This window comes from Proteus mirabilis ATCC 29906, from assembly GCF_000160755.1.
In the GTDB taxonomy this organism is placed as follows: Bacteria; Pseudomonadota; Gammaproteobacteria; order Enterobacterales; family Enterobacteriaceae; genus Proteus; species Proteus mirabilis.
The window spans coordinates 418,082-440,443 of sequence record NZ_GG668579.1; the positions used below are offsets into that span (position 1 = coordinate 418,082).

Annotated in this window: 24 protein-coding genes; 7 read left to right on the forward strand and 17 right to left on the reverse strand. The window is 39.2% G+C overall.

Translation table 11 applies throughout. The annotated features are described in order from the left end of the window. The first annotated feature begins 2 nt into the window (after positions 1–2). From sctJ to HMPREF0693_RS12825, 4 genes are read left to right on the forward strand one after another with little or no spacing between them, the layout of a single operon-like run. Positions 3–755: a type III secretion system inner membrane ring lipoprotein SctJ gene (gene sctJ, locus HMPREF0693_RS12810; protein WP_004245847.1), complete on the forward strand. Its 753-nt coding sequence runs from the start codon at positions 3–5 to the stop codon at positions 753–755. After that, positions 748–1,320 (forward strand): type III secretion protein, encoded by a 573-nt coding sequence (locus HMPREF0693_RS12815; RefSeq protein WP_004245848.1) that lies wholly within the window; start codon positions 748–750, stop codon positions 1,318–1,320. The genes sctJ and HMPREF0693_RS12815 overlap by 8 nt, the downstream gene beginning before the upstream one ends. Further along, the gene (locus HMPREF0693_RS12820) at positions 1,301–1,993 is read left to right on the forward strand and encodes a hypothetical protein (protein ID WP_004245849.1); all 693 of its coding nucleotides are present in this window, start codon (positions 1,301–1,303) and stop codon (positions 1,991–1,993) included. The genes HMPREF0693_RS12815 and HMPREF0693_RS12820 overlap by 20 nt, the downstream gene beginning before the upstream one ends. Beyond that, positions 1,983–2,414 (forward strand): hypothetical protein, encoded by a 432-nt coding sequence (locus HMPREF0693_RS12825; RefSeq protein WP_004245850.1) that lies wholly within the window; start codon positions 1,983–1,985, stop codon positions 2,412–2,414. Before HMPREF0693_RS12820 ends, HMPREF0693_RS12825 begins: the two co-directional genes overlap by 11 nt. Here HMPREF0693_RS12825 and soxR read toward each other — a convergent pair whose 3' ends face one another. Then, positions 2,415–2,864 (reverse strand): redox-sensitive transcriptional activator SoxR, encoded by a 450-nt coding sequence (gene soxR, locus HMPREF0693_RS12830; RefSeq protein ID WP_004245851.1) that lies wholly within the window; start codon positions 2,862–2,864, stop codon positions 2,415–2,417. 125 nt (positions 2,865–2,989) lie between these two features. Between soxR and HMPREF0693_RS12835 the strand changes: the two genes are divergently transcribed. From HMPREF0693_RS12835 to HMPREF0693_RS12845, 3 genes are read left to right on the forward strand one after another with little or no spacing between them, the layout of a single operon-like run. Beyond that, positions 2,990–3,412 carry a DoxX family protein gene (locus HMPREF0693_RS12835; protein WP_004245852.1) on the forward strand — a complete coding sequence of 141 codons (423 nt, stop codon included), beginning with the start codon at positions 2,990–2,992 and terminating at the stop codon, positions 3,410–3,412. Positions 3,413–3,457: 45 nt separating this feature from the next. Further along, positions 3,458–4,564 carry an efflux RND transporter periplasmic adaptor subunit gene (locus HMPREF0693_RS12840; protein ID WP_004245853.1) on the forward strand — a complete coding sequence of 369 codons (1,107 nt, stop codon included), beginning with the start codon at positions 3,458–3,460 and terminating at the stop codon, positions 4,562–4,564. A 12-nt stretch (positions 4,565–4,576) separates the two neighbouring features. Then, entirely contained in the window at positions 4,577–7,654 is a 3,078-nt protein-coding gene (locus HMPREF0693_RS12845; RefSeq protein ID WP_004245854.1) for a MexW/MexI family multidrug efflux RND transporter permease subunit, read from the forward strand. Positions 7,655–7,734: 80 nt separating this feature from the next. Here the strand turns inward: HMPREF0693_RS12845 and HMPREF0693_RS12850 are convergent, their stop codons facing one another. The 16 genes from HMPREF0693_RS12850 to HMPREF0693_RS12925 all read right to left on the reverse strand — a co-directional run bounded on the left by HMPREF0693_RS12850 (position 7,735) and on the right by HMPREF0693_RS12925 (position 22,358). Then, positions 7,735–8,865: a protein-tyrosine phosphatase family protein gene (locus HMPREF0693_RS12850; RefSeq protein ID WP_004245855.1), complete on the reverse strand. Its 1,131-nt coding sequence runs from the start codon at positions 8,863–8,865 to the stop codon at positions 7,735–7,737. Between the two features lie 206 nt (positions 8,866–9,071). Further along, a complete protein-coding gene (locus tag HMPREF0693_RS12855; protein ID WP_004245856.1) occupies positions 9,072–9,398 on the reverse strand; it encodes a DMT family transporter in 327 nt (108 codons plus the stop codon). Positions 9,399–9,488: 90 nt separating this feature from the next. After that, positions 9,489–9,896: a DMT family transporter gene (locus HMPREF0693_RS12860; RefSeq protein WP_004245857.1), complete on the reverse strand. Its 408-nt coding sequence runs from the start codon at positions 9,894–9,896 to the stop codon at positions 9,489–9,491. A 34-nt stretch (positions 9,897–9,930) separates the two neighbouring features. Beyond that, positions 9,931–10,635, reverse strand: coding sequence for a hypothetical protein (locus HMPREF0693_RS12865; RefSeq protein WP_004245859.1), 705 nt, complete (start codon positions 10,633–10,635; stop codon positions 9,931–9,933). A gap of 17 nt (positions 10,636–10,652) precedes the next feature. After that, positions 10,653–11,297, reverse strand: coding sequence for a phosphate propanoyltransferase (locus HMPREF0693_RS12870; protein WP_004245860.1), 645 nt, complete (start codon positions 11,295–11,297; stop codon positions 10,653–10,655). After that, the gene (locus HMPREF0693_RS12875) at positions 11,297–11,803 is read right to left on the reverse strand and encodes a BMC domain-containing protein (RefSeq protein ID WP_004245861.1); all 507 of its coding nucleotides are present in this window, start codon (positions 11,801–11,803) and stop codon (positions 11,297–11,299) included. The genes HMPREF0693_RS12870 and HMPREF0693_RS12875 overlap by 1 nt, the downstream gene beginning before the upstream one ends. A gap of 16 nt (positions 11,804–11,819) precedes the next feature. Continuing rightward, positions 11,820–12,770, reverse strand: a complete 951-nt coding sequence (cutD, locus tag HMPREF0693_RS12880) for a choline TMA-lyase-activating enzyme (protein ID WP_004245863.1) — start codon at positions 12,768–12,770, stop codon at positions 11,820–11,822. A 103-nt stretch (positions 12,771–12,873) separates the two neighbouring features. Continuing rightward, positions 12,874–16,302 (reverse strand): choline trimethylamine-lyase, encoded by a 3,429-nt coding sequence (gene cutC, locus HMPREF0693_RS12885; RefSeq protein ID WP_004245864.1) that lies wholly within the window; start codon positions 16,300–16,302, stop codon positions 12,874–12,876. A gap of 51 nt (positions 16,303–16,353) precedes the next feature. Next, positions 16,354–17,502: a 1-propanol dehydrogenase PduQ gene (locus HMPREF0693_RS12890; protein ID WP_004245865.1), complete on the reverse strand. Its 1,149-nt coding sequence runs from the start codon at positions 17,500–17,502 to the stop codon at positions 16,354–16,356. A 7-nt stretch (positions 17,503–17,509) separates the two neighbouring features. Beyond that, positions 17,510–17,773: a EutN/CcmL family microcompartment protein gene (locus HMPREF0693_RS12895; RefSeq protein ID WP_004245867.1), complete on the reverse strand. Its 264-nt coding sequence runs from the start codon at positions 17,771–17,773 to the stop codon at positions 17,510–17,512. A 26-nt stretch (positions 17,774–17,799) separates the two neighbouring features. Continuing rightward, positions 17,800–19,452 carry an acetaldehyde dehydrogenase (acetylating) gene (locus HMPREF0693_RS12900; RefSeq protein ID WP_004249183.1) on the reverse strand — a complete coding sequence of 551 codons (1,653 nt, stop codon included), beginning with the start codon at positions 19,450–19,452 and terminating at the stop codon, positions 17,800–17,802. Positions 19,453–19,519: 67 nt separating this feature from the next. Continuing rightward, positions 19,520–19,798, reverse strand: a complete 279-nt coding sequence (locus HMPREF0693_RS12905; protein WP_004245869.1) for a BMC domain-containing protein — start codon at positions 19,796–19,798, stop codon at positions 19,520–19,522. Positions 19,799–19,812: 14 nt separating this feature from the next. Further along, positions 19,813–20,097, reverse strand: coding sequence for a BMC domain-containing protein (locus tag HMPREF0693_RS12910; RefSeq protein WP_004245870.1), 285 nt, complete (start codon positions 20,095–20,097; stop codon positions 19,813–19,815). Positions 20,098–20,117: 20 nt separating this feature from the next. Beyond that, on the reverse strand, positions 20,118–20,396 hold the full coding sequence (locus HMPREF0693_RS12915; protein WP_004249182.1) for a BMC domain-containing protein: 279 nt from the start codon (positions 20,394–20,396) through the stop codon (positions 20,118–20,120). A 583-nt stretch (positions 20,397–20,979) separates the two neighbouring features. Continuing rightward, the gene (locus tag HMPREF0693_RS12920; RefSeq protein WP_004245872.1) at positions 20,980–21,498 is read right to left on the reverse strand and encodes a FidL-like protein; all 519 of its coding nucleotides are present in this window, start codon (positions 21,496–21,498) and stop codon (positions 20,980–20,982) included. Then, complete coding sequence (locus HMPREF0693_RS12925; protein ID WP_017827350.1) at positions 21,498–22,358, reverse strand: transcriptional regulator; 861 nt, start codon at positions 22,356–22,358, stop codon at positions 21,498–21,500. Before HMPREF0693_RS12925 ends, HMPREF0693_RS12920 begins: the two co-directional genes overlap by 1 nt. Positions 22,359–22,362: the final 4 nt, after the last annotated feature.

The following is a 22,362-nucleotide window of genomic DNA, read 5'->3' on the forward strand; positions in this document are numbered from 1 at the left end:
TAATGAATAGACGGTATTTGTTATTACTATTTTTATGTTGCTTACTTCCTTTATTAAACGGTTGTAAGGATCAATCACTGCTCACTAATTTAAGTCAAAGGCAAGCAACTGAAATTCAAGCGGTGTTACAGAAACACCAAATAACAAGTACTCGTACTGCGTTAGGAAAAGGATTATTTGAGATCTCAGTTAAAAAGGAAAATATAGGGATTGCTATTCAAATATTAGAAGAATATCAATTACCAACAATTTCTCGTATTGAAATTACACAATTATTTCCATCAGATGCATTAGTTTCATCGCCTCAAGCTGAAAAAGCACGTTTAATTTCAGCCATTGAGCAACGGTTAGAACAATCATTATTAACCATTGATCATCTTATCGATGCGAGAGTACATGTCAGTTATCCACTATCATCAAATGATCGTATAACGCCAACACCTCATGCTTCTGCTTTAGTTTTCTATGAAGATGGCATGATAGATAGTGATCAGCTAAGTGACGATGTTCGTGCTTTTATCCATAATGCTTTTAATGATATGGATGAGAGTAATATTACTGTTTTATTATATCCACGGAATATCAATAAATTTACGATATTAAATAATCAACTTCACCAAGATAATACGACATCATTGAGTAACTCTTGGTTACTCATAGGGTTATCAGTAATTAGTTTAATTATAATAATTATGGTCATATTGATTATTTATCGTCGTAAACAAGTCAATAAAATGGTAAGCGAGAATGAGTAATCTGACTGCTGAACAATTTAAATTGATCTCTAATGTAATGTATGAACCGTTAAGTTATATCCATTCAGACTACGATGTATTAGCATCGCCAAAAGAAAATACTCTATGGCAAAAAATAGCTAATCGTCATTTAATTGGGCAATATCAACTTATACTGCATATTGATTGTGAGATTGATACTACCGTAGAAAAAATATTTACTCATTGGCACACTCTTCCTCGTTGTGCTTTATTTTTAGGTTATTTTTATTCTCGTCATACGCTATTAGCACAAAATTATTATCATTTAGAACCTGCATTAAAAGCATTTTTAGCTCTCTATCCTATGTTAAATAGGACTGTCGATAGCAAAATATTACTGTCACTAAAAGATATTGCCCCCATAGATATTGGCTATCAATTACTATTTAATTTTATTAAGCTAATATCGAACGCACTAGCTCAACGTTTTAAATTACTTTTTTCACCAAAATCTTTATCAATTAATATTGAATTTCCTAAATCACTTGTTTTATCTCCTACACTTTTTTTACTGGTATTAAATTATGCTACGCTTGTTACCTGACAACCTTTTAAAATATACCTGCGAAGGTGTATTAATACGAGCTCACTATATACGACAGCTCGATAATATTCATAAAACAACATTAGCGACCAAGCAGGCAGCAAAAAAAATGCTGCATCACTTTAATCATAAACTAGATAAACTTCGTAATAAGATAGCTAACGAAGCTTATGCTAAAGGATTACAGGTTTTATTAGCTGATATAATAAGATTCTCAATTGAATATCAAGAAAAATTTGTACAATATGAATTTCAGCAACGAGAACAACTCGTCGCAACGATCGGGGAATTCTTAGATTCACCTGAAATACAAGTTAAACTCACTCAATATCTGATGTCATCTGTTCCTCTTGAGCAAAAAGTAACACTCGATATTCCCACAACACTACAGCGCTATTTTGAGAGTGAACTCGACAATAGCAATATTAAGTTAAACTGCCATAACAACAAGACCATTGCTATTCATACCGGTGATCAAATTACTTTTTTTGATCCTGCCATATTTCTCAACGATCTAAGAACACAATTTCATCGGCCTTTTTCTGAAACTTATCAACCGATTTTTGAGCAAAACATCAAACAACTGCTATTAAACTTTATCAATACATTTACCCCCTCAGACGATCTTTCTTCAAGAAAGCCAATTTTAAACGAGGATAACAATGAAAATTGATCCTTTCCGCGCACAGCAGGTATATAACTCTCCTTCGACTTTATCTAGTGCTAACAATATTTCGAGAAAAGGATCAGATCCTATTATCGAAAATTTGAAACTGACTTTCTATCAAGATTTAAGCAAGACAGATCTTAGCCATGCTAATGATATTCTTACTTTATTAGACCAATTTGATGTCAAAGATGGAGGTAATCAAACGTTAAAAGAGAAGCGACAAATAGCCTTATTGGTTTATGCTCACCAACAAAGTGAATTAGAGCATCATGAAAATAAAAACTTGATTAATCAAGCACTCGTTTCGCGACTCTCTTATCAAGGTTTTTATCATCAAGTCACCCTAGAATTATTAGGTATGATTGATAACAATGATGAATTCGAAGGTTTTTTTAAGCCTGATAGGGTGACATTTTCATTGTGATCATAACATTTGAGCACCAGGCCCTTTTTCCCCTAAAATATCATCAGGGTTACGCAATGGACAATCATTTAAAGATAGGCATCCACAGCCAATACAGTGATCAAGTCCATTACGTAATCGCTTAAGACGCCGAATACGCTCATCGAGCCGTATTTTCCAATCTGTTGATATTTCATGCCATTGTTCTGCAGTTAATTTACTATTTGGTGGATATTTCCCTAATATTTCCTGAATTTCTTTTAATGGAATACCTGTACTCTGCGCTGCTTTAATAATTGCCACATAACGGAGTACCACTGACGGGTAACGGCGCTGATTTCCAGGGCTCCGAGAACTTTTTATCAATCCTTTTTCTTCATAAAAATGCAGTGTAGAGATGGGTACACCACTGCGTTTTGCCACTTCGCCAACCGTGAGCGCTCGATTAAAATCTATTTTCTCTTTACTCATTTGCTACCTTTTTTATTTTTCACTTGACCTCAAGTTAACTTGAGGTTTTATAGTCCTGTCCCAATACAAAGTCAAGTCAGCCAATTGCCTGATTTTATTTTTTTAAGTTTATTGAGGACTGATACATGCCTAACTCAATTGCACGTATTCTTGAAAGCCAAACATTATGGATTGTCGCAAGAGTGCTAATTCTATTGTTATTTTTATCATCGGGTTTTGCCAAGGTATTTGATTATGAGAATAGTTTGGCAGAGATGCGTGCAGCAGGGTTAAACCCTGATTGGTTTTTTAATCTCGCCAGCGCCATTGTTTTATTCGCCGGATCGATTTTAGTTCTTTTTGATCGTTATCTATGGTTAGGTGCTGGCGCATTAGCCACTTTCTTATTTTTAACCATTGTGATTGTACATACGTTTTGGAATATGACCGGCGATAAAGCGATGTTATCCATGTATTTTGCGATAGAGCATACCTCTGTGATTGGAGGACTAATGGCAACCGCAATGGCTAGCCACTTTAGAGCATTATGGAAAAAATTTAACTCATAACACCCTAAAAATAGATAAAAACTTCACTATGGGATCGGCGGTAAAATGAATAAGAAATTGACGTTAACTTTATCTGCCTCACTATTTTTATTAAGTGCAGGGGCAATGGTTTATGCAACAATGGGATCTGATGAAGATGAAACACAGCCATTTGCTTATCCACCAACAAAAGTGGCATTAGCAACCGCGCAATCCGCTGAATTACCCAATACCATGCATGGTGTTGGAGAATTGGAAGCTGCTAGACAAGTCTATTTAGCGGCAGAAACAAATGGGCGCATCGCCACGATCCACTTTGCATCAGGACAGACCGTCACCGCGGGACAAATCTTAGTAAAATTAAATGATGAGCCAGAGCAAGCGGAATTATTACGCCTACAAGCACAACTAACTAATGCAGAAAAACTTTATTCAAGAACTCGCCAACTTTATAGTAAAAATGTGGCTGCAGCAGCACAATTAGATAGTACGTTATCAGAGCGCGATATGATTGTAGCCTCTATCCGTGAAGTGAAAGCGCGCATTGCACAAAAAACCATTAAAGCTCCCTTTGATGGTATTGTCGGCATAAAACTCGTGCATGAAGGACAGTATCTAAATGCTGGGGAACGTGTTGCCTCATTAGTGGATGCAAGCCACTTAAAACTTAACTTTTCACTCGATGAGCAAGTGGCGCCACAGCTTTCAACTCATCAACCTATTAATATTGCAGTTGATGCTTATCCTAATCAAACATTTACCGGCTCACTTAATGCCATAGACCCTCTTATTGGCCCTTCTCGCACTGTGCAAGTACAAGCCATTTTACCGAATACCGATAACAAATTAAAAGCGGGCATGTTTGCTCGTGTTCAAGTTACCTCCCCTACTCGTCATCAGGCATTAACCGTACCAGAGACAGCGGTTACTTATACTGCCTATGGGGATACCGTGTTTGTAGCGCAATCTGACAATCAAAAAAACCTTATCGCTAAGCGTGTCTCTGTGAAAGTTGGATTGCGCTACAACGGCCTTATCGAGATCAAAGAAGGCTTAAATCAGGGAGATCAAGTTGTTACCTCAGGGCAAATCAAACTTAGTGATGGCACCTCAATAGCCCCCATAGAGCAAGATACGTTAACACTGGCCCAATCTACTACTCGTCAACCATAACAGGAGTGTTTCATGAAATTCACTGATATTTTTGTGCGACGACCTGTTTTAGCGTTAGTAGTTAGCACCTTGATTTTTTTACTGGGCGCATTTGCGTTCAGTAAACTACCTATTCGCCAATACCCCATGTTACAAAACTCAACGATTACCATTGCAACAGACTACCCTGGCGCATCGTCTGAACTGATGCAAGGTTTTGTGACTCAGCCTATTACACAAGCCGTTTCCTCGGTGGAAGGCGTTGATTATATTTCTTCATCTTCAGTACAAGGAAAAAGTTTTGTCACGGTAAGAATGGAGTTAAATCGCGATCCGACACAAGCATTAACGCAAGTGATGGCCAAGGTCAATCAAGTACGTTATAAATTGCCAGAACAAGCTTATGATCCTGTGATTGAACTTTCTTCTGGTGAATCAACCGCAGTCGCTTATGTTGGCTTTTCCAGTGAGCAAATTTCTATTCCAGAATTAACTGACTATCTATCTCGTGTGGTTGAACCGATGTTTTCCTCCATTAATGGGGTCGCCAAAGTACAAGTCTTTGGCGGACAACAACTGGCCATGCGCGTATGGCTAGATACTGATAAATTAGCGGGGCGAAACTTAACTGCTAGTGATGTCGCTGATGCCATTCGCCGTAATAATTACCAAGCGGCTCCTGGAAAGGTCGAAGGTGAGTTTGTTATTGCGAATGTTTATGTCAATACCGATTTAACCAATGTGGAAGAATTTAAAGATATGGTGATCCACAATGATGGCCATAATCTTATACGTCTACGTGATATTGGCACCGTCGAGCTAGGTGCGGCTGCTACTGAAACCAGTGGCATCATGAATGGCAAAAAAGCCGTCTTCTTAGGCCTATTTCCAACACCAACAGGTAACCCGTTAATCATTGTTGATGGTATTCGCGAAAACCTTACTGATATAGAAAAAACACTCCCACCAGGTGTAAATGTGGAGCTGGCCTTTGAAACTTCACGTTTTATTAAAGCTTCTATTGATCAGGTGGTGCAAACATTAATTGAAGCCATTTTAATTGTTATTGCTGTTATTTATCTCTGCTTAGGCTCATTACGTTCTGTAATTATTCCTGTGCTTGCTATCCCTTTATCTATGTTGGGGGCAGCCGGATTAATGTTGGCATTTGGTTTTAGTATTAATTTGCTTACTTTACTAGCAATGGTTTTAGCCATTGGATTAGTTGTCGATGATGCGATAGTGGTGGTTGAAAACGTACATCGTCATATTGAAGAGGGATTATCACCAGTGCAGGCCGCATTAGTGGGGGCACGAGAGGTCGCGGGGCCGGTTATTGCCATGACCATCACTTTAGCCGCCGTTTACGCGCCAATCGGTCTCATGTCAGGATTAACAGGTGCACTGTTTAAAGAATTTGCCATAACGCTTGCTGGTAGCGTCATTGTATCGGGTATTGTGGCATTAACCTTATCTCCGGTCATGAGCTCATTAATGCTCAAACCGAAAGAAAATGAAGGCAGGATGGCTAAAATAGCCGAATATACCTTTGATAAATTGGCATATTACTATAGCTATTTGCTTAATTTTTCTTTAACTCATCGCTGGTTAACCGTCGTTTTCGCCTTCGCCGTGTTTGTTAGCTTGCCGTTTTTATATAGCCAGACAAAACAAGAGTTAGCACCTTTAGAAGATCAAGCGAGCGTTTTAACCGCGGTAAAAGCACCACAACATGCAAATCTTGCCTATGCGGAACATTTCAATCAGAAACTTGATGATATTTATATGAGCCTACCAGAAACAGACAGCACATGGATCATCAATGGTACTGATGGCCCTTCAGCAAGCTTTGGTGGGATTAATTTTGATGGTTGGAAAGGTCGTGATCGTAATGCCAATCAAATTCAGGCAGACCTACAAAATCGTGTTGCGGATGTTGAAGGAAGCAGTATTTTTGCTTTTCAATTAGCATCATTACCTGGCTCTGTCGGCGGATTACCTGTCCAAATGGTGTTACGTAGCCCATTAGGTTATCCCGTTTTATTTGACACGATGGAAGAGATCAAACAGCAAGCACGAGAAAGTGGTCTATTTGTCGTAGTGGATAGTGATCTTGATTACAACAACCCTGTTGTACAGATCACTATTGATCGTGCCAAAGCCAATACCCTTGGTATTCGCATGCAAGATATTGGCGAATCACTATCCTTATTAGTGGGTGAACACTATATCAATCGCTTTGGTATGGATGGTCGCTCTTATGATGTGATCCCCCAAAGTATACGTCAACAACGTTTAACTCCGGCAGCACTTGCAGGGCACTATATTCGTACTCAAGATAACCTGTTAATTCCATTATCAACCGTAGTCAATATTACCACTCAAGTTGAACCCAATAAATTAACGCAATTTAATCAACAAAATGCCGCTATATTTCAAGCTATTCCGGCACCGGGTGTCACCATGGGGCAAGCTGTTGCGTTTCTTGAAAATGTGGCAAATTCCTTACCCGCTGGCTTTAGCCATGATTGGCAATCTGATGCTCGCCAATTTACCCAAGAAGGAAATACCTTAGTCTTTGCGTTTATTGCCGCCCTTATCATTATTTATTTGGTATTAGCCGCACAATATGAAAGCTTGGTTGATCCATTGATTATTTTGATTACGGTACCACTCTCAATTTGTGGTGCATTAGTGCCATTAGCTTTAGGTATGGTGACATTAAATATCTACACTCAAATTGGTTTAGTCACCTTGATAGGACTTATCAGTAAGCACGGTATTTTAATGGTGGAGTTCGCTAATGAATTACAAGTTCATAAAAATCTAAATCGACGTGAGGCGATTATTGAAGCAGCAAAAATCCGCTTACGCCCTGTCTTAATGACTACGGCAGCAATGGTTATCGGGCTTATTCCTCTGCTATTTGCCAGTGGTGCTGGAGCTAATAGTCGCTATGGATTAGGGTTGATTATTGTATCAGGTATGTTAGTTGGCACGCTATTTACGCTGTTTGTATTACCCACAATGTACAGCTTCTTAGCTCGAAACCATCAAGTCAGCGCTCAGACTGAGCGTCAAAAACAATTACAGCAAATCAGTGAGCAATAAAAATAACAAGCGCTAATGTCGTAAACCCATCCCCATTGTAAATACAATGGGGATGGTTATAGTTATTTTTTGAATAAATATTATTTTATTTCAATATTATCATTGACTAAAGGAATGTTATGATTTATTGCAAACTTAATCAGCTCATCAACTTGTGATTTCCTTTTAAGTACCTCCCTACTGCGATTTTCCCTTAAATGAACGAGAATACTTTCTAAGCTTTTTGTTTTTGTATTTCCTGCCTCTATCATTTTCATCATTTCCATTAAAGCAATAAACTCCCCTGTTCTTCCTAATCCCGCAAGACAATGGACAGCTATATTTTCTTTTGTTGGGTTTATTGTTAATTCTTTGCCAATCAAATCAATTGTATTTTTTAATTTTGTCGCATCTATTGCTGTATGATCTCTCCAATTATAAATATGCACAAATTTTATATTTTTCTTTTCATCACAACCTTTTTTAGTTAATTTATTAATATATACTTTGCAATCTAAACTTCTTTCATTTAGTAAAACTTCATTATCTCCATTTTTATTTTCTATAAATTTCCCATTTTTACCTTTTATTTTAAAACGACTGAAATCCCACTTATTAAAGTGGCGAGATTCTATATTATCTGAATAAAAATCCTCTCTAAAGTATTTAAACCCTTTCTGCTTAGAATTGCTTTTATCATATTCACTATCAGGTTTTGAGAAGTCCCATTTAATATCCTTATTCGAGGCTAAAACATAAACTGTCTTTATATCATTATCAAATAACATATTAAAATAATGTTTTAAACTCTCTTTATCATTAAGAGGATATTGGCTTGCAATAGTCGTATAAGGAGAGTTCTTAACACTCACATTATTAGTAGGTAATAATACCCCATTAGATTCTATTAAAGTTTTTTTACAATATCGTACTCTATATCTAGAATTAGGTACACATTGATAATTATTTTCATCATATTGAGGTGAGTTTTCATTATAATATAATTTGTTAAGAACTTCTGTAGATACTAATCTTTGGATATTATTTACATTATTGATATTTTGTCGCATACAGAGAACAGGTGCTTTTTTTTCAGATAAAATTTCTGTATACCATATAGTACTAGTATTCTTAACACTACTGAAATTAGGATTTCCCGTGGGATCTTTTATTCCTAAAAAATTTCTTATGCTATTAATTTTTGCACTTACATTAGGTATTATTCTTATCATATATCACCCTTTTATAAATTAGTTTTACATAACAGTCTCCTAACTTTATATTGATAAAAAATTTAAAATATAAAAAAAACATCTTTTATCAATCATGTTCATTTTAAGAAATAAATATAAGTGAATATAAAAATGCCAATATTGTTGAATAACATATCGGCATTTAAAATTAAAAGAAAATTTAGTCTCTTGTTTATAAACTTATCTTACATCGTTGAAAAGGTATTCATAATTATCCCACCAGAGATAATCAATGCCATTGAGAATATAGCGGGTAGATCGGGTTTTTGTTTATATAAAATCATGGCAACTAATGTTACCCCAACAATACCAAATCCACACCACAAGGAATATGCCACACCAACAGGGATATAGCCCATTGCACGTGTTAAGGCGAAATAGCAAATACAGTAAGCGGCAATCACTAAAACAGAGGGGGCTAATTTACTAAAGCCATTGGTCTTTTTAATCATTGAGGTGCCTGTGATTTCAGAACCAATAGACAGCGCCAGCCATAAGAATCCGGTAAACATAATGGTTATCCTTATTTATTTTAATAAAGTACTTATTTATTAAAAAATAGTTTTATTAAATATAGATTATTAAGAAATAGATTTATTTATTCACTGACGAGCAGTGTGTTTTATATTCGATAACTCCGTCGTTTCTTCTGGCTCTTCTTCGGAACCCATTTTCGAAAACAGATTCATAATGACGATCCCGCTGGCAATAACTGCCATACCAATAATAGCAGCCGTATCAGGATGTTGACCGTAAAATGCCATACCTAAAGTAGATACAACTAAGATACCGGTTCCGGACCAGGTGGCATAAGCTAAGCCTACTGGAATATTTTTAACTGCACGAGATAATGAATAATAACAAACAATATAAAGAACAATAATTAATCCTAATAATAATGTCTTTGTTATTCCTTCACTATTATCAAACATTTTTAAGGTCGAGGTTGCTGAGGTTTCTGAAATAATAACCGCCAGCATCCAAAGCCATGACTTTGCTTTTGGGGACATAATAAGACTCCTAAATTTTTAGATATGGTATATTTTAATCTTTCAAACTTTTTAAATATTCAATAGCAGAATCGGTTAATTTATCTTGTGATAATTGGTATTTTTCAGGGTTACTCATTACTTGTTTCAAAGTAATATAGCGATTATTATTCAGTTGTTTTGTTTCCGTTTTATTAATAAATTTTAACTTGTGATCAAAAGCATTCTTTTTTAAGTTATCTTCAACTTCATTTATTGAGCAAAAAGTAATACCCATTGATATTAATCGTTCAATATTCTGTTTTAGCACTAAGTTATAGTGTTCATTTTGGTTTAAACCTAAAATTTCATTAATTTCACTGTTTGGCTGACAAAAGTAAGGTAATGCAATAATAGGAATATTTTTAGCCAATGCGGAATGAATAAGTGTTCCTTCTTCACTAATCATTAACCCATTAATAATTTCCCCCACCAGCTTTTTGTCAAAATAGGGAATAAATAATGCCTGATAAGCAGATAACCTATGGGGATCAAACTCATCGGCTTTAGTGATATCCCCTACATGGTACCACTGCGATAAATCATGGCATTGCTGTGCCTGTGTGGTAACAAAAATAGAAGCCCGTACAGTGGAAAAATGGCTAATGCGTTGATAGATTTCATCACGATATCCCGGCGCCGGTGTTAAAACTAACAACACCGGCTTTTTTATACGCTTTTCTATTTCTGCAACAATCCGTTCAATTAATTGATTGTCCATTACCTCACCTCATTGTCTTAGCTGACAATAAACACGCTGTCGTTATTTCTAACTCCTGCCGCATTTGCCTCATCGGTATCAATATGAAATTCCAATGCAAATTTATCACTGACGCGCACAATCACTTCATCAAAAATCAGGCTACGTTCACCCTCTGTTTTTACATGCACTTTCTGACCATTGGTCACATTTAACGCTCTAGCATCAATATTATTCATATGAATATGACGCTGAGCACAAATGACTTGCTGTTTTAATTCCACATATCCCGCAGGCCCCATTAAAACCGCATTACCGGAGCCTGCCAAATCACCGGAACTACGCACGGGTGCCTTTATACCTAATGCAAAACAATCTGCTTTTGAAATTTCTAATTGGCTTTGTGGACGAACCGGCCCTAAAACACGAACTTTACTGATAGAGCCTTTAGGCCCGACTACCATCACACACTCTTTGGCGGCAAATTGTCCCGGTTGTTTTAGATCTTTAAACGGGGTGATCTGATAGCCGTGACCAAATAACGCATCTACATCTTGTTGTGAAAGATGTACATGCCGATTAGAAATACCAACAGGAATAGCGATCCCTTGATTTATGCCCATTCCCACATTGGGGATATTTAAACGAGTGAGAATTTTTCCCATTAGTTGTTGATTAATCATTATTTTTTACCTTTACGGCTTTCAGGTTTACTCTCTTTTTTACTGCTTGGTGCTTTATCTGCTGTCATTGCTTTAGTTTCAGGGGCACTATTTTGAGCCAGTCTATCTGCAACTTCTTTTGTCGCGTCACTATCTCCACTTTCGTGCTTCATGACAGTTTCAACCCTGTTTTCAGCCAGCGTTTTGAGTGCATTCTGTTGTGTTTCTTCACTAATAACAGCGCTTTTTTTCTTACCTTTTATTGTCAGCAATTTGGTGATAACACTTGGCTCTGGTCTTGCTATGACGAGTGATCCGATAACCAACTCTTTTTGGCTCACCACATCTACACCATGCTCAACCGCTGTTTTTACCGCACTGATCTCACCTTGAAAACAGACAGAAACTAACCCTGATCCAATTTTTCTATAACCGATAATTTCAACACTGGCAGCTTTACAAGCCGCATCAGCAGCTTGGATCGCAGCGGTTAATCCGCGTGTTTCAATCACACCTAAACTGTTCATCTTTCTCTCCTACTGATTAGTGGCGGACAAGACGGATCTCAAAATCAAATTGTTTAAAGAAGGCTTCTAAGCGATCGAGCTCTTCTGGCGTATATCCCGGATCGTTTTTAATGGGGTAGATCATCTCCAATTTTTGGTATTTATTACGGCCAAATTGGTGATAAGGTAGAATATCGATGCGCTGAAGATTACCGCGTTTTGACAACGCCATGGCGTAGTTAATCGCACCAGTAATCGCATCATAAGAGTCGTTATAACCTCGCACTAAAGGCATACGGATAACCACATTTGCACCGAGATCCATCAAACGCTCTAAATTACGGCGGACATTCTCATTACCAATGCCAAATAATGCTTTATGCTGAGTAGTATCAATGTGTTTGATATCAATTAGAAACTGATCAACGACTTGCGCTAATTTTTCATAATTAGCCACATTAGTGGTTGCTTGTGTTTCCACCGCGGTATTGATCATCATCTTTTTACATTCACGTAGCAGAGCTACAGCAAAATCCGTTTGTAAACTCATTTCGCCGCCACCGATTGTGACACCACCGCCGGAAGAGATATAGAAGTCGTAATCTTGCATGATAATGTCCATCAATTCAGATACAGAGACATCTTTACCCATAATATCCAGTGCATCAGAAAGACACACTTCTTCACATTGACGGCATCCAATACAATCAACGGCACGATCAACGCGATGAACTTGCTGCCCTTGCTCATTGGTTGTCATGTAATGCACACCTGCCGGACACACATCAACACATTTACCGCAATCCACGCATTTATCGCGAGAGTACATCACCTGAAATTCACTGCTAAGACCTTCTGGGTTTGAACACCAAGGGCAGCGGATATTACAGCCTTTTAAGAAAACCAGAGTACGAATACCATCACCATCATAAATAGAGTATTTTTGGATATTAAATATCCGCCCTCTTATTTCTGCTGCCGTCTCCATCTTTACGCCTCCAAATCTGCATCAAACATCCTTGTTCGATAAATTTACATCTTGTCTTGTCGCGATTAATAGGGAGGACTCTTAGCCCTCCTTAGGTCTATGATCAGAATTTCTCAATCACTGTACGACTAATAATTTCATCCTGAACTTCTTTACATAATTCAACGAAGTACGCACTGTAGCCAGCAACCCGGACAATTAAATCGCGGTACTTTTCAGGCTCTAATTGGGCTTTTTTCAGTACTTCATTATCGACATAGCTAAATTGCATCTGACCATTACCCAAAATAGAGGCAGTTCTTAATAAGGTAATTAATCCTTGGCGTCCTTCATTGGTATCTAGCAAGCCTTTGAGGAATTTAAAGTTATGAACCATACCGATATTCATGGTTTCAACATTCATCTTGCTGATGGATTTAATGATGGCAGTTGGGCCATGTTTATCTGCACCCTGTGTAGGGCTGATCCCATCTGATAATGGTTTCCATGCTAAACGGCCGTTTGGTGTTGCTGCGGTTAATTCACCAATTGGCGTGTTATTAGAGATAGATAATGTACCGTGACTAAATGTGGAGTAGAGCATTTTATATTTACGGCATTCACGTTCAGTCCATTCGGTAATGTCTAACGCATATTGGTCAACAACATCATCGTCGTTACCAAATTTCGGTGCATTTAAACAGTCACGCAGTAACTCTTCGTGCCCTTCAAAATTAGCTAATAAGCCGTCACGTATTTGCTCTAAGGTATATTTTTTGTCTTCATAAACCAGTTTGCGAATTGCCGCCATAGAATCGACATAAGTGGCTAAACCAGAGAAGATCAGACCCGGTCCGTGGTTAACCATCGCACCACCCGCTGTCACGTCTTTACCTTGCTCCATACAACCTTCAACCAATAGCGACATGAGTGGTTTTGGGGCAATGTCACGGTGAACGCGCTGGCTGATAACCGTACCAATTGCTGATAAACGAATAATATGTGCGACTTGCTCTTTAACCGCGCGATCGAAATCCTCATAAGTACGTAAATCACGTAAATCGCCGGTGTCTAAGCCTTGGTAGCTATCAAACAGCACCATACGACCACGATTTAATACAAATTCAATGGCAATTGGCCACTGGGTATAACCCGTTGATGTCCATTGATAGATACGACCTGATTTTTGTGGTTCAACACAGCCCATTAAGCAGTAATCGCGTGCATCTTCAAAGTCGAAGCCCTTGCGCAACATCATCTTGATATGAGAATCATCGAAGTGACAGGCAGGGAAGCCCATTCCCGCTTTGACCACATCAACGATTTTTTCCATATATTGCTGTGGCGATTGGTTATGGATACGACAAGCCAGTGAAGGTTGATACACTTTCACAAAGCGTACTGCGTCCATAATCAAGTAAGTTAAATCGTTACAAGCATCGCCACCTGAGCGTTTTTGTCCCCCCACCGTTAAGTTGATAAAGGGTTGATAGCCGGCAAAATATTTTGCGCCAAGTTCACTAGACATCCACATTAATTCGGCACATTTGATGATAAAGGCCTGCATCATTTCCAGTGCTTGTTCACGCGTTAAACGACCTGTTTTAATGTCGTTTTCATACATTGGGAAACAGTATTGATCTAAGCGACCTAAAGAAAGTCCCGTTTGGTTCTCTTCAACTTCAAACAATGACTCTACAGTCCAGATACTTTGCAGTGCTTCTTGCAATGTTTTTGGAGGATTAGCAGGAACATTTTCATTGACTTGAGCAATGGTCAATAACTCTTCACGACGTTGTGGCTCACTTTCTTTAGAGGCTAATTCTCGGGCATGCTCGGCAATACGATGAGCATAAGCGATAACCCCTTCACAACTTTCAATCGACGCTTTATAGAAATAGATACGGTCAATATCAGCAGGATTTTCCATGCTTAATTCAGCCAATTTCGCTTGTGCATCGGCTTTAATACCGTTCATCCCTTTGGTGAATAACAGCACGTCATAACCGGGGCAAGTATCACCACCACCATTGATTTGATGATAAGAGAGATCGCTGACAAAGGTTTCACCACTGAACTCCCATACACCCGCTTCGCGGTATTGCGCTTCACAGATTTCATCTAAAGAGCGACCTTCCCAAAATGGCACTATCTCTTCACGAATGACTTTTTTGTCTTCTTCTGAAATTTGGAATGGATCTTGTGGGCGCGTGCTCATGGTGTCGAGTTCATCACGTACCCAACGCCATGCGATATCAGGAGAGAAAGCGCCAGCACGCGGTTTCCCACAAGGATGTCCCACAATAAGCTCTTCATCTTGAATTAAGATAGGTGCGGTTTCACAAGCACGGCGGAAAGCTTTAGCACGCAATAAAATAGGGGGTAAACCAGGGTTATTGCGAGCAATTTCAGTAAAGGCTAATGCTCTATAAATTGAAACACTAGGGCGAGCCTCTAAATAACGATTACGCAGGCGCTGTAGGCGGGGAGTTAAGCCTTCCATTACAGTCAACTCACCATTTGCGGTCGCCGGTGTAACAACATTGGCTGAAGGTGAAGCATATTGCGGTGGTGTATTCATACGACCGTTATATAAACGGACTTGTAGTGAACTGTGTAATGCTGATAAATTAGCGCGCGCTGATAACAACATTTCTGAAAGTTCGTTAATACTGACGCGAGGATCGTTAATATCGATACCTTGGGTCATGGCATCAAACATTGGATAACCATCGACTTCTTTCGTTGCGCGAACTTCGGATAGCTCAGCCAGTTTTAGCCAAAGACTTTCAACAATTTCATAAGCTTGTGCTGGCGTTAAACGACCTTGGTCAATATCACGTTGATAGAATGGGTATAGTGCTTTATCAAAGCCCATTGGGTTGATAGCGTAGCTACCATTCTCCAGATGAAGAATAAGCTGTAATAAATAGAAAACTTGTACCGCTTCTTTAAAGGTTTCTGCTGGCTTGGCGGGTACTTTACGTAAAATAGCCGCGCTTTCTAATAATTCAGCTTTACGGTATGGATTACCTTCCATTGCGGCTAAATTTTCTGCTTTAGCTGACAGTAGTTGTGCAAAATAAAGTGCCGCATCACATGCATAAATCGCCGATTTGCAGAAATTGGCTTCATCCATACTGCTACGATTTACCGCACTACCAATGCTTCTCATTCTATCTTCAAGTTGTGCTTTGATGGCTAAGAAACCTTGATTCACCACCAGCATATAATCAGGTGATGCAACGCTATTATTGATACTTAAAAAGCGATAAATAGAGTCACTACGCACTTCTTCTTCGCTGTGGAAAATCGCACCACGTGGTGTTGAGGATTGGCTACCGATAATAAGCTCATCTTGAGCGATATAGCTTGGAAAATGACGAATAAACTGATAAAAGCGTTGTGCAGGTTTAATCGCTTGGGGCACACCGGCAATATTGTTATCTAATGAATCAAAAATCGTCGCACGCTCTGTGCTAATAGAACTGTTACGTGAAACTAAACGTTCTGCCAGCATTTTTACGCGTGGCGTCAAAGAATATTTGGCCATGTGAGGCTCTCCTGATGTTCTTTACTAGACCTAATCGGTATTAATTGAGCATTAACTGTGTGATACACCGGCAAATGCCTGACGATACAATGTTTCTAATTGGTGTGTGTTTACGTCACGCGGATTTGTCGGCGTACAGCTATCGCGTAAAGCCTGTCCGACCATTTCCGTTAAACGGGCATAAAAGTCCGCTTCACTGACACCGGTATCGCGAATACTCTTCGGCATACCCATTTCATCTTTCAATACATTAATGGCGACAATAAGGCTGATAACGCCTTCTTTTACCGTCTGCGCAGGTAATCCTAAACTTTGGGCAAGGTAGGCATAGCGCTTCGCTGCTTCGCTATTACAATCACCATGAAGATTGGCATTAAAGGCAATAACATGTGTCATCAATAACGCATTCGCACGGCCATGAGGGACATGAAAAACACCGCCTAATGCATGGGCAAGACTGTGTGTAATACCTAACGACGCATTAGTAAATGCCATACCTGCGATGCAAGATGCATTGTGCATTTTTTCGCGAGCAAGTAAGTTATCCCCTTGATGATGACAATCAAGCAGATGGCTAAACACTAATTTGACTGCTTTTTCTGCCATCGCATCAGAAAAATCAGATGCAGCTTTAGACACATAAGCTTCTAATGCATGGCAAAGGACATCCATACCCGTATCAGCAGTAATTGCAGGAGGTACAGATTTCACAAGTTCAGGATCGAGGATCGCGATATCAGGCAACATAAACTCATCGACCAATACCAGTTTTTCACTGCGTGATTTGATCACTGAAAAAGAGGTCACTTCAGAGCCAGTACCACTGGTCGTGGGGATCGCAATAAACTGCGGTTTACTTCTACTGTGCTCTTTACGGGTATGCCAGAGGGAGTACATAACGGCTTTAGCAGCATCGATAACAGATCCACCGCCGAGTGCGATAACCAAATCAGGATAATGGGCATCCATTATTTTCATACCACTGACAATGGCAGAAATATCAGGATCTGATGCAACATCATCATAGATTTGAAACTCAATACCTCGTTGCATTAATTTTTCAGTGACTTTATCTGCAAAGCCAAACTTCACCATTGCTTTATCTGTCACCACAAATGCGCGGCGGGCAGTTAACCCAGAGAGAAAATTCAGTGCATTGGTGCCAAACTGAATTTTGGGTTTTATCAGAAACTCACTCATGTCGTTATTACTCCTTACTGTCCCGATAAACCTTCTCAACAATGGCAACCACGGACATCGCCTTGTAACGATCTTTGTTTAGTGCGAAGTATTCTTCAGCCAACACCACATCGTTGATACCTGCACCCACACTATCCACTGCAACATAGGTTTTATTTTTCAGTGGATTAAGCTCATCATCTAAGGTCGCTATCATTAATAAATTGCTTCCTTTCAGTTCAGGGCTTTTTTGTGTCGCGACTACGTGTCCGATTACCTTTGCGAGGATCATGGTTTATATCGCCTTCTATCAATGAGTTATTTACCCAGACGTCCGAGAACTTCTTTGATAATGCGCTCCACGTTCTCTTCGGTGATCTCACCTTGTTCAATCACTTGTTGTGCACACGCACTGACTGTCGTTGTATAAGGGGACGCGCCAAAGCGATCATCACCTTGTGTTTGACGTTGTGCTGTTGCACATTCCGCATGAACAGGGGTTAAAGAAGGTGAACGAAAACGATCATCATCAAGAATGCTGGTGTGGTAATTTGCGCTAGAAACAGCAGGTTGAGCAGCTTCTTGTGCTAATGGACAAGGTTGTTTTAACTCTTCAACACTACGTACCCCATAACCGACTTTACGAATATTCAGTAAATTCATCGGGCCGACGTTATCTGAGCTAGAACCACCGCCTACCGCACCACAACCTAGGGTTAACGCAGGAGTAATATTGGTTGTTGCGCCAATACCACCTAATGCCGCCGGAGTATTAATTAAAATACGATTAACGGGTTTTTCTAAAGAGAACTGACGAATAACATCTTCATTTTGGGTATGGATCACTAAGGTATGACCTAAGCCTTCGTTAGTGAGCAATTGCACCACACGATGACAGGCTGATTGCCAATCTTCTTCAATATACATACCTAAGATTGGGCACAGTTTTTCCCGTGAATAGGGATTCTTCGGTGAAACAGTATCTTGTAGTGCAATCAAGACGCGGGTATTAGCAGGTACAGTAAAACCGGCGCGCTGGCTTAAATAGATAGCATCTTTACCAACCACCGCAGGATTTATCGTGCCATTAGCGCGCAATAACATAGAAGCGACTTTCGCTGCTTCTTCATCATTCATAAAATAAGCACCTTGCGCTAATAGCTCACGGTGAACTTCGTTATAAATGCAACGTTCTACGATGATGGATTGTTCTGAAGCGCAGATCACGCCATTATCAAATGTTTTACTGGTGATGATATCGCTCACTGCTTTTTTGATATCCGCACTACGCTCGATAAAGGCAGGGCCATTACCTGGACCACCACTGATAGTTGGTGTGCCTGATGCATAAGCCGCACGCACCATTCCTTCACCGCCAGTAGCTAAGATTAATGACACATCTTTGCTGTGCATTAATTCTTTTGTCGCTTCCAATGTCAGCAATGTCACACCATCGACAATTCCCTCAGGTGCTCCCGCTTCTAGTGCGGCTTTTTTGACAATTTCTAGCGCGCGGAAACTACACTGTTTCGCATTAGGGTGCGGTGAAAAAATAATCGCATTACCTGCTTTCAGTGCAATTAGGGTTTTATAGATAATGGTTGAAGTTGGGTTAGTGGAAGGCACTAACGCTGTAATAACCCCTAAAGGTACCCCCACATCCATGACTTTTTTCACTTTATCGTCATTGATAATGCCAATGGTCTTTAGGTCTTTCATATGTTCATACACACGCAATGACGCAAAGGTATTTTTCAGTACTTTGTCTTGCCATTTACCAAAGCCGGTCTCTTCGCTGGCCATTTTTGCCAACTCTTCTGCGTGACGAGCAGCTTCAAATGCAATGTGTTTGACTATATTGTCGATTTTTTCCTGCGAAAATTTCGCATATTGTTGTTGTGCATTTTTCGCGTTACGAACTAGCTCGCGAGCCAGTTGTCGGGATTGCAAATCTTTATCTAATGCAACCATGTTTTCCCCCATACAGGAGTTAAAAATTTAGCTGAATAACGTTTTTTGCTTGGCAGCACCTGAATAATCAGGCTTTATGTTGCTCTGCAATCTTCTCGATATCGTTATGTGGTCTTGCAATAACACGAGAAGTCACTACTGTGCCGATACGTTTTGCCGCCTCAACACCAGACTCAACCGCTGCATTAACTGCACCGACATCGCCTTTCACCATGGCAGTCACTAAACCTGAACCGACGTTTTCATAACCAATCAGTTCCACATTGGCTGCTTTACACATTGCGTCAGCAGCTTCAATGCAAGCGACTAGACCTTTGGTTTCCACTAGACCGAGTGCTTCTTTCATATTTATTTCCTTCGTTATTCAGTCACTTTGTACTGGGCAACGATTTTTTGAATATCGTTATGTGGACGAGCGATGACTAATGAAGTGACCACCGTACCTACACGTTGAGCCGCTTCTAAGCCAGAATCTACAGCGGCTTTAACGGCACCCACATCGCCTTTTACCATTGCAGTGACTAAACCTGAGCCAACATTTTCATAACCAATCAATTCAACATTGGCGGCTTTGCACATCGCATCAGCGGCTTCAATACATGCCACTAGCCCTTGAGTTTCAATAAGTCCTAATGCATCACCCATACGTTCTCCTAAGGCAAAGACTATGCCTTGTGTTTGATAACAATTTTGTTGATGTCATTGTGAGGACGAGCAATCACAAGTGATGTGACGACTTCACCCACCCGTTGCGCTGATTCCACACCTGAATCTACCGCAGCTTTCACTGCCCCTACGTCGCCTTTCACCATCGCAGTCACGAGACCTGAACCAACGTTTTCATAACCAATCAATTCAACATTGGCGGCTTTGCACATCGCATCAGCGGCTTCGATACATGCCACTAACCCTTTAGTTTCAATCAGACCTAATGCATCACCCATTTTTATTTCCTCCAGGAAGCCGTTTAACGGTTTACAGTTACCCATCATGTCTGCGTGGTGATTTTTTAAACGCAGACCTTGGTTTCAAATTCACTATAACGGCTAAAAATAAAAACAACATATAAATCCATAAAAGATAAACATATAGTTTTATATTCTGATATTTATGCTTATTTAGCCTTATTTTTATTTATCTATGCTGTTAATTGCTTTTTTTTATCTGTTTAAATTTATAAAAAAACACGCAAAGAAGATGAAAAAAAAGACAATTTAAGTTTGTTAGAAGGATGTTGAAAAGGTGCAAAAAGGCAGTACAAATCAGCGGGAAAGATGTGCGGGATATCACTAATATTTCAATGCCAGCTCAAGGATGAGAAAAAGCTAAATCTAGTCTATATACAAAAAGTGCTATTTCTAGGTTAGCCCTTTATGTCTTAAGCCGAACTCATTATGCGGCGTCCTTAGCAGGCATAAATAGTCAATGTTTCCGTCGATGGGGGGACAGTATGAGAGAGGGAATATTCGCAAGAATACGTCGCAACGCTCGCCCAATATTTATTGAGCGAGAAAGTAATGTGGATTTTTAATCGAATTTACTGCCGGGTTTTAAGGTACAAATATAGAGTGGGGAATTGAGCGAACTGAGTAATAACGTTTTTTCATTTAGCTTTTGTGCATTAATAAATAATCCATCATGACTATCTGACATTTCACGCATAAAATAATCAAAAATAACATCGGGAGACTCATCAATTGAGGAGGCACTAGACTCCCATTGACTGACAAAATAGTGACGCTCGGTGGGGGAAACCCGCTTTGTGGTGTAATCAAATTTCACATAACGTTGTAAATAGAGCCAACCCGCTTTAGAGGTAGTATACCCCTCAACCACAATAGAGCCTTTGCCATTAGCACCAAAAGAGAAATGAATATTGCCATTCACATTCTCATCTTCCATATTTTCAAAGCGCATAATGCCCTTTGTTGAACAAACCATCATACCTTCATTTTTGATAGTTAATAATCTTGTTGCTGCATAAGTGGCGACCAAGATAAAAATCAGGGCCGATAAAAAACATAAAAGTTTCCCTGAGATTTTCATTAGTATTTCCAAGAATAGTAAAAGTAATTATCGCAATAGCTAAATGGATTATCTTCGTTCTTAGCGCAATGCGCTAAAAAGACACGCCCTAAGCCATTAGTTTGTAATTTATCACCATAGAAAAAAACAAAGCGCTCCCCTTTCACACACTGTAAATTAAGCTTCTTTCTTACAGCGTCAAAATTGCGAATATAATTATCACTGACAGAGGAGTTAATCATGGCCTCGTTAGAGAGTAATTCACAATCATTATGGGTGAGAGGTGTTAATGTGATAGGCTTTGATTGATGCTGATTTAAAAAGATGATCACCACAAGAAATATGGCGCCAAATAAAAAACCAATACTGGCTAAATACCAACAAATTTCTGGCTTTTGTGGCGATGTTACCGATAATTGAGGCTCTTTTTCTAATTCACTGTCTAGATTATCAGGCTCGGATGATAACGATGTCTCAATGGGTGATGCGATATTACTTTTATTTGCTTCACCTTCGTGCTCATTTGTTTGTGTAACAGGTAACAGTGTTGAGTCATCAATTAATTCAACAGAGATATCAGGATTAAACTCTAGTCGCCCTTTGGCGATAGTGACAATAATATTTTCAATACCATAATGACGAAATGTTTTACGCAATAAACTTAAATATTGGTTTAAATTACTATTTGAAGAAACTAGCCCATTGTCATCCCACACGCGTTTTAATACTTCATCACGATTTACTACACCGGGATTTTGAATAAAATAAAAGAGTAACGCATTAGCGGTAATAGACAGATGTGTATCAACGTCACCTTTTTCTAACGATATCGCGCCATCCGTTGCGTCGTAATAAATTGAGGCATTTATTCTGTATTTCATTGTG

Bases quoted from the DNA above. Each gene is read 5' to 3' on its own strand.
- sctJ (WP_004245847.1), top strand. From the start codon at position 3: ATGAATAGACGGTATTTGTTATTACTATTTTTATGTTGCTTACTTCCT.
- HMPREF0693_RS12815 (WP_004245848.1), top strand. From the start codon at position 748: ATGAGTAATCTGACTGCTGAACAATTTAAATTGATCTCTAATGTAATG.
- HMPREF0693_RS12820 (WP_004245849.1), top strand. From the start codon at position 1,301: ATGCTACGCTTGTTACCTGACAACCTTTTAAAATATACCTGCGAAGGT.
- HMPREF0693_RS12825 (WP_004245850.1), top strand. From the start codon at position 1,983: ATGAAAATTGATCCTTTCCGCGCACAGCAGGTATATAACTCTCCTTCG.
- soxR (WP_004245851.1), bottom strand. From the start codon at position 2,864: ATGAGTAAAGAGAAAATAGATTTTAATCGAGCGCTCACGGTTGGCGAA.
- HMPREF0693_RS12835 (WP_004245852.1), top strand. From the start codon at position 2,990: ATGCCTAACTCAATTGCACGTATTCTTGAAAGCCAAACATTATGGATT.
- HMPREF0693_RS12840 (WP_004245853.1), top strand. From the start codon at position 3,458: ATGAATAAGAAATTGACGTTAACTTTATCTGCCTCACTATTTTTATTA.
- HMPREF0693_RS12845 (WP_004245854.1), top strand. From the start codon at position 4,577: ATGAAATTCACTGATATTTTTGTGCGACGACCTGTTTTAGCGTTAGTA.
- HMPREF0693_RS12850 (WP_004245855.1), bottom strand. From the start codon at position 8,865: ATGATAAGAATAATACCTAATGTAAGTGCAAAAATTAATAGCATAAGA.
- HMPREF0693_RS12855 (WP_004245856.1), bottom strand. From the start codon at position 9,398: ATGTTTACCGGATTCTTATGGCTGGCGCTGTCTATTGGTTCTGAAATC.
- HMPREF0693_RS12860 (WP_004245857.1), bottom strand. From the start codon at position 9,896: ATGTCCCCAAAAGCAAAGTCATGGCTTTGGATGCTGGCGGTTATTATT.
- HMPREF0693_RS12865 (WP_004245859.1), bottom strand. From the start codon at position 10,635: ATGGACAATCAATTAATTGAACGGATTGTTGCAGAAATAGAAAAGCGT.
- HMPREF0693_RS12870 (WP_004245860.1), bottom strand. From the start codon at position 11,297: ATGATTAATCAACAACTAATGGGAAAAATTCTCACTCGTTTAAATATC.
- HMPREF0693_RS12875 (WP_004245861.1), bottom strand. From the start codon at position 11,803: ATGAACAGTTTAGGTGTGATTGAAACACGCGGATTAACCGCTGCGATC.
- cutD (WP_004245863.1), bottom strand. From the start codon at position 12,770: ATGGAGACGGCAGCAGAAATAAGAGGGCGGATATTTAATATCCAAAAA.
- cutC (WP_004245864.1), bottom strand. From the start codon at position 16,302: ATGGCCAAATATTCTTTGACGCCACGCGTAAAAATGCTGGCAGAACGT.
- HMPREF0693_RS12890 (WP_004245865.1), bottom strand. From the start codon at position 17,502: ATGAGTGAGTTTCTGATAAAACCCAAAATTCAGTTTGGCACCAATGCA.
- HMPREF0693_RS12895 (WP_004245867.1), bottom strand. From the start codon at position 17,773: ATGATCCTCGCAAAGGTAATCGGACACGTAGTCGCGACACAAAAAAGC.
- HMPREF0693_RS12900 (WP_004249183.1), bottom strand. From the start codon at position 19,452: ATGGTTGCATTAGATAAAGATTTGCAATCCCGACAACTGGCTCGCGAG.
- HMPREF0693_RS12905 (WP_004245869.1), bottom strand. From the start codon at position 19,798: ATGAAAGAAGCACTCGGTCTAGTGGAAACCAAAGGTCTAGTCGCTTGC.
- HMPREF0693_RS12910 (WP_004245870.1), bottom strand. From the start codon at position 20,097: ATGGGTGATGCATTAGGACTTATTGAAACTCAAGGGCTAGTGGCATGT.
- HMPREF0693_RS12915 (WP_004249182.1), bottom strand. From the start codon at position 20,396: ATGGGTGATGCATTAGGTCTGATTGAAACTAAAGGGTTAGTGGCATGT.
- HMPREF0693_RS12920 (WP_004245872.1), bottom strand. From the start codon at position 21,498: ATGAAAATCTCAGGGAAACTTTTATGTTTTTTATCGGCCCTGATTTTT.
- HMPREF0693_RS12925 (WP_017827350.1), bottom strand. From the start codon at position 22,358: ATGAAATACAGAATAAATGCCTCAATTTATTACGACGCAACGGATGGC.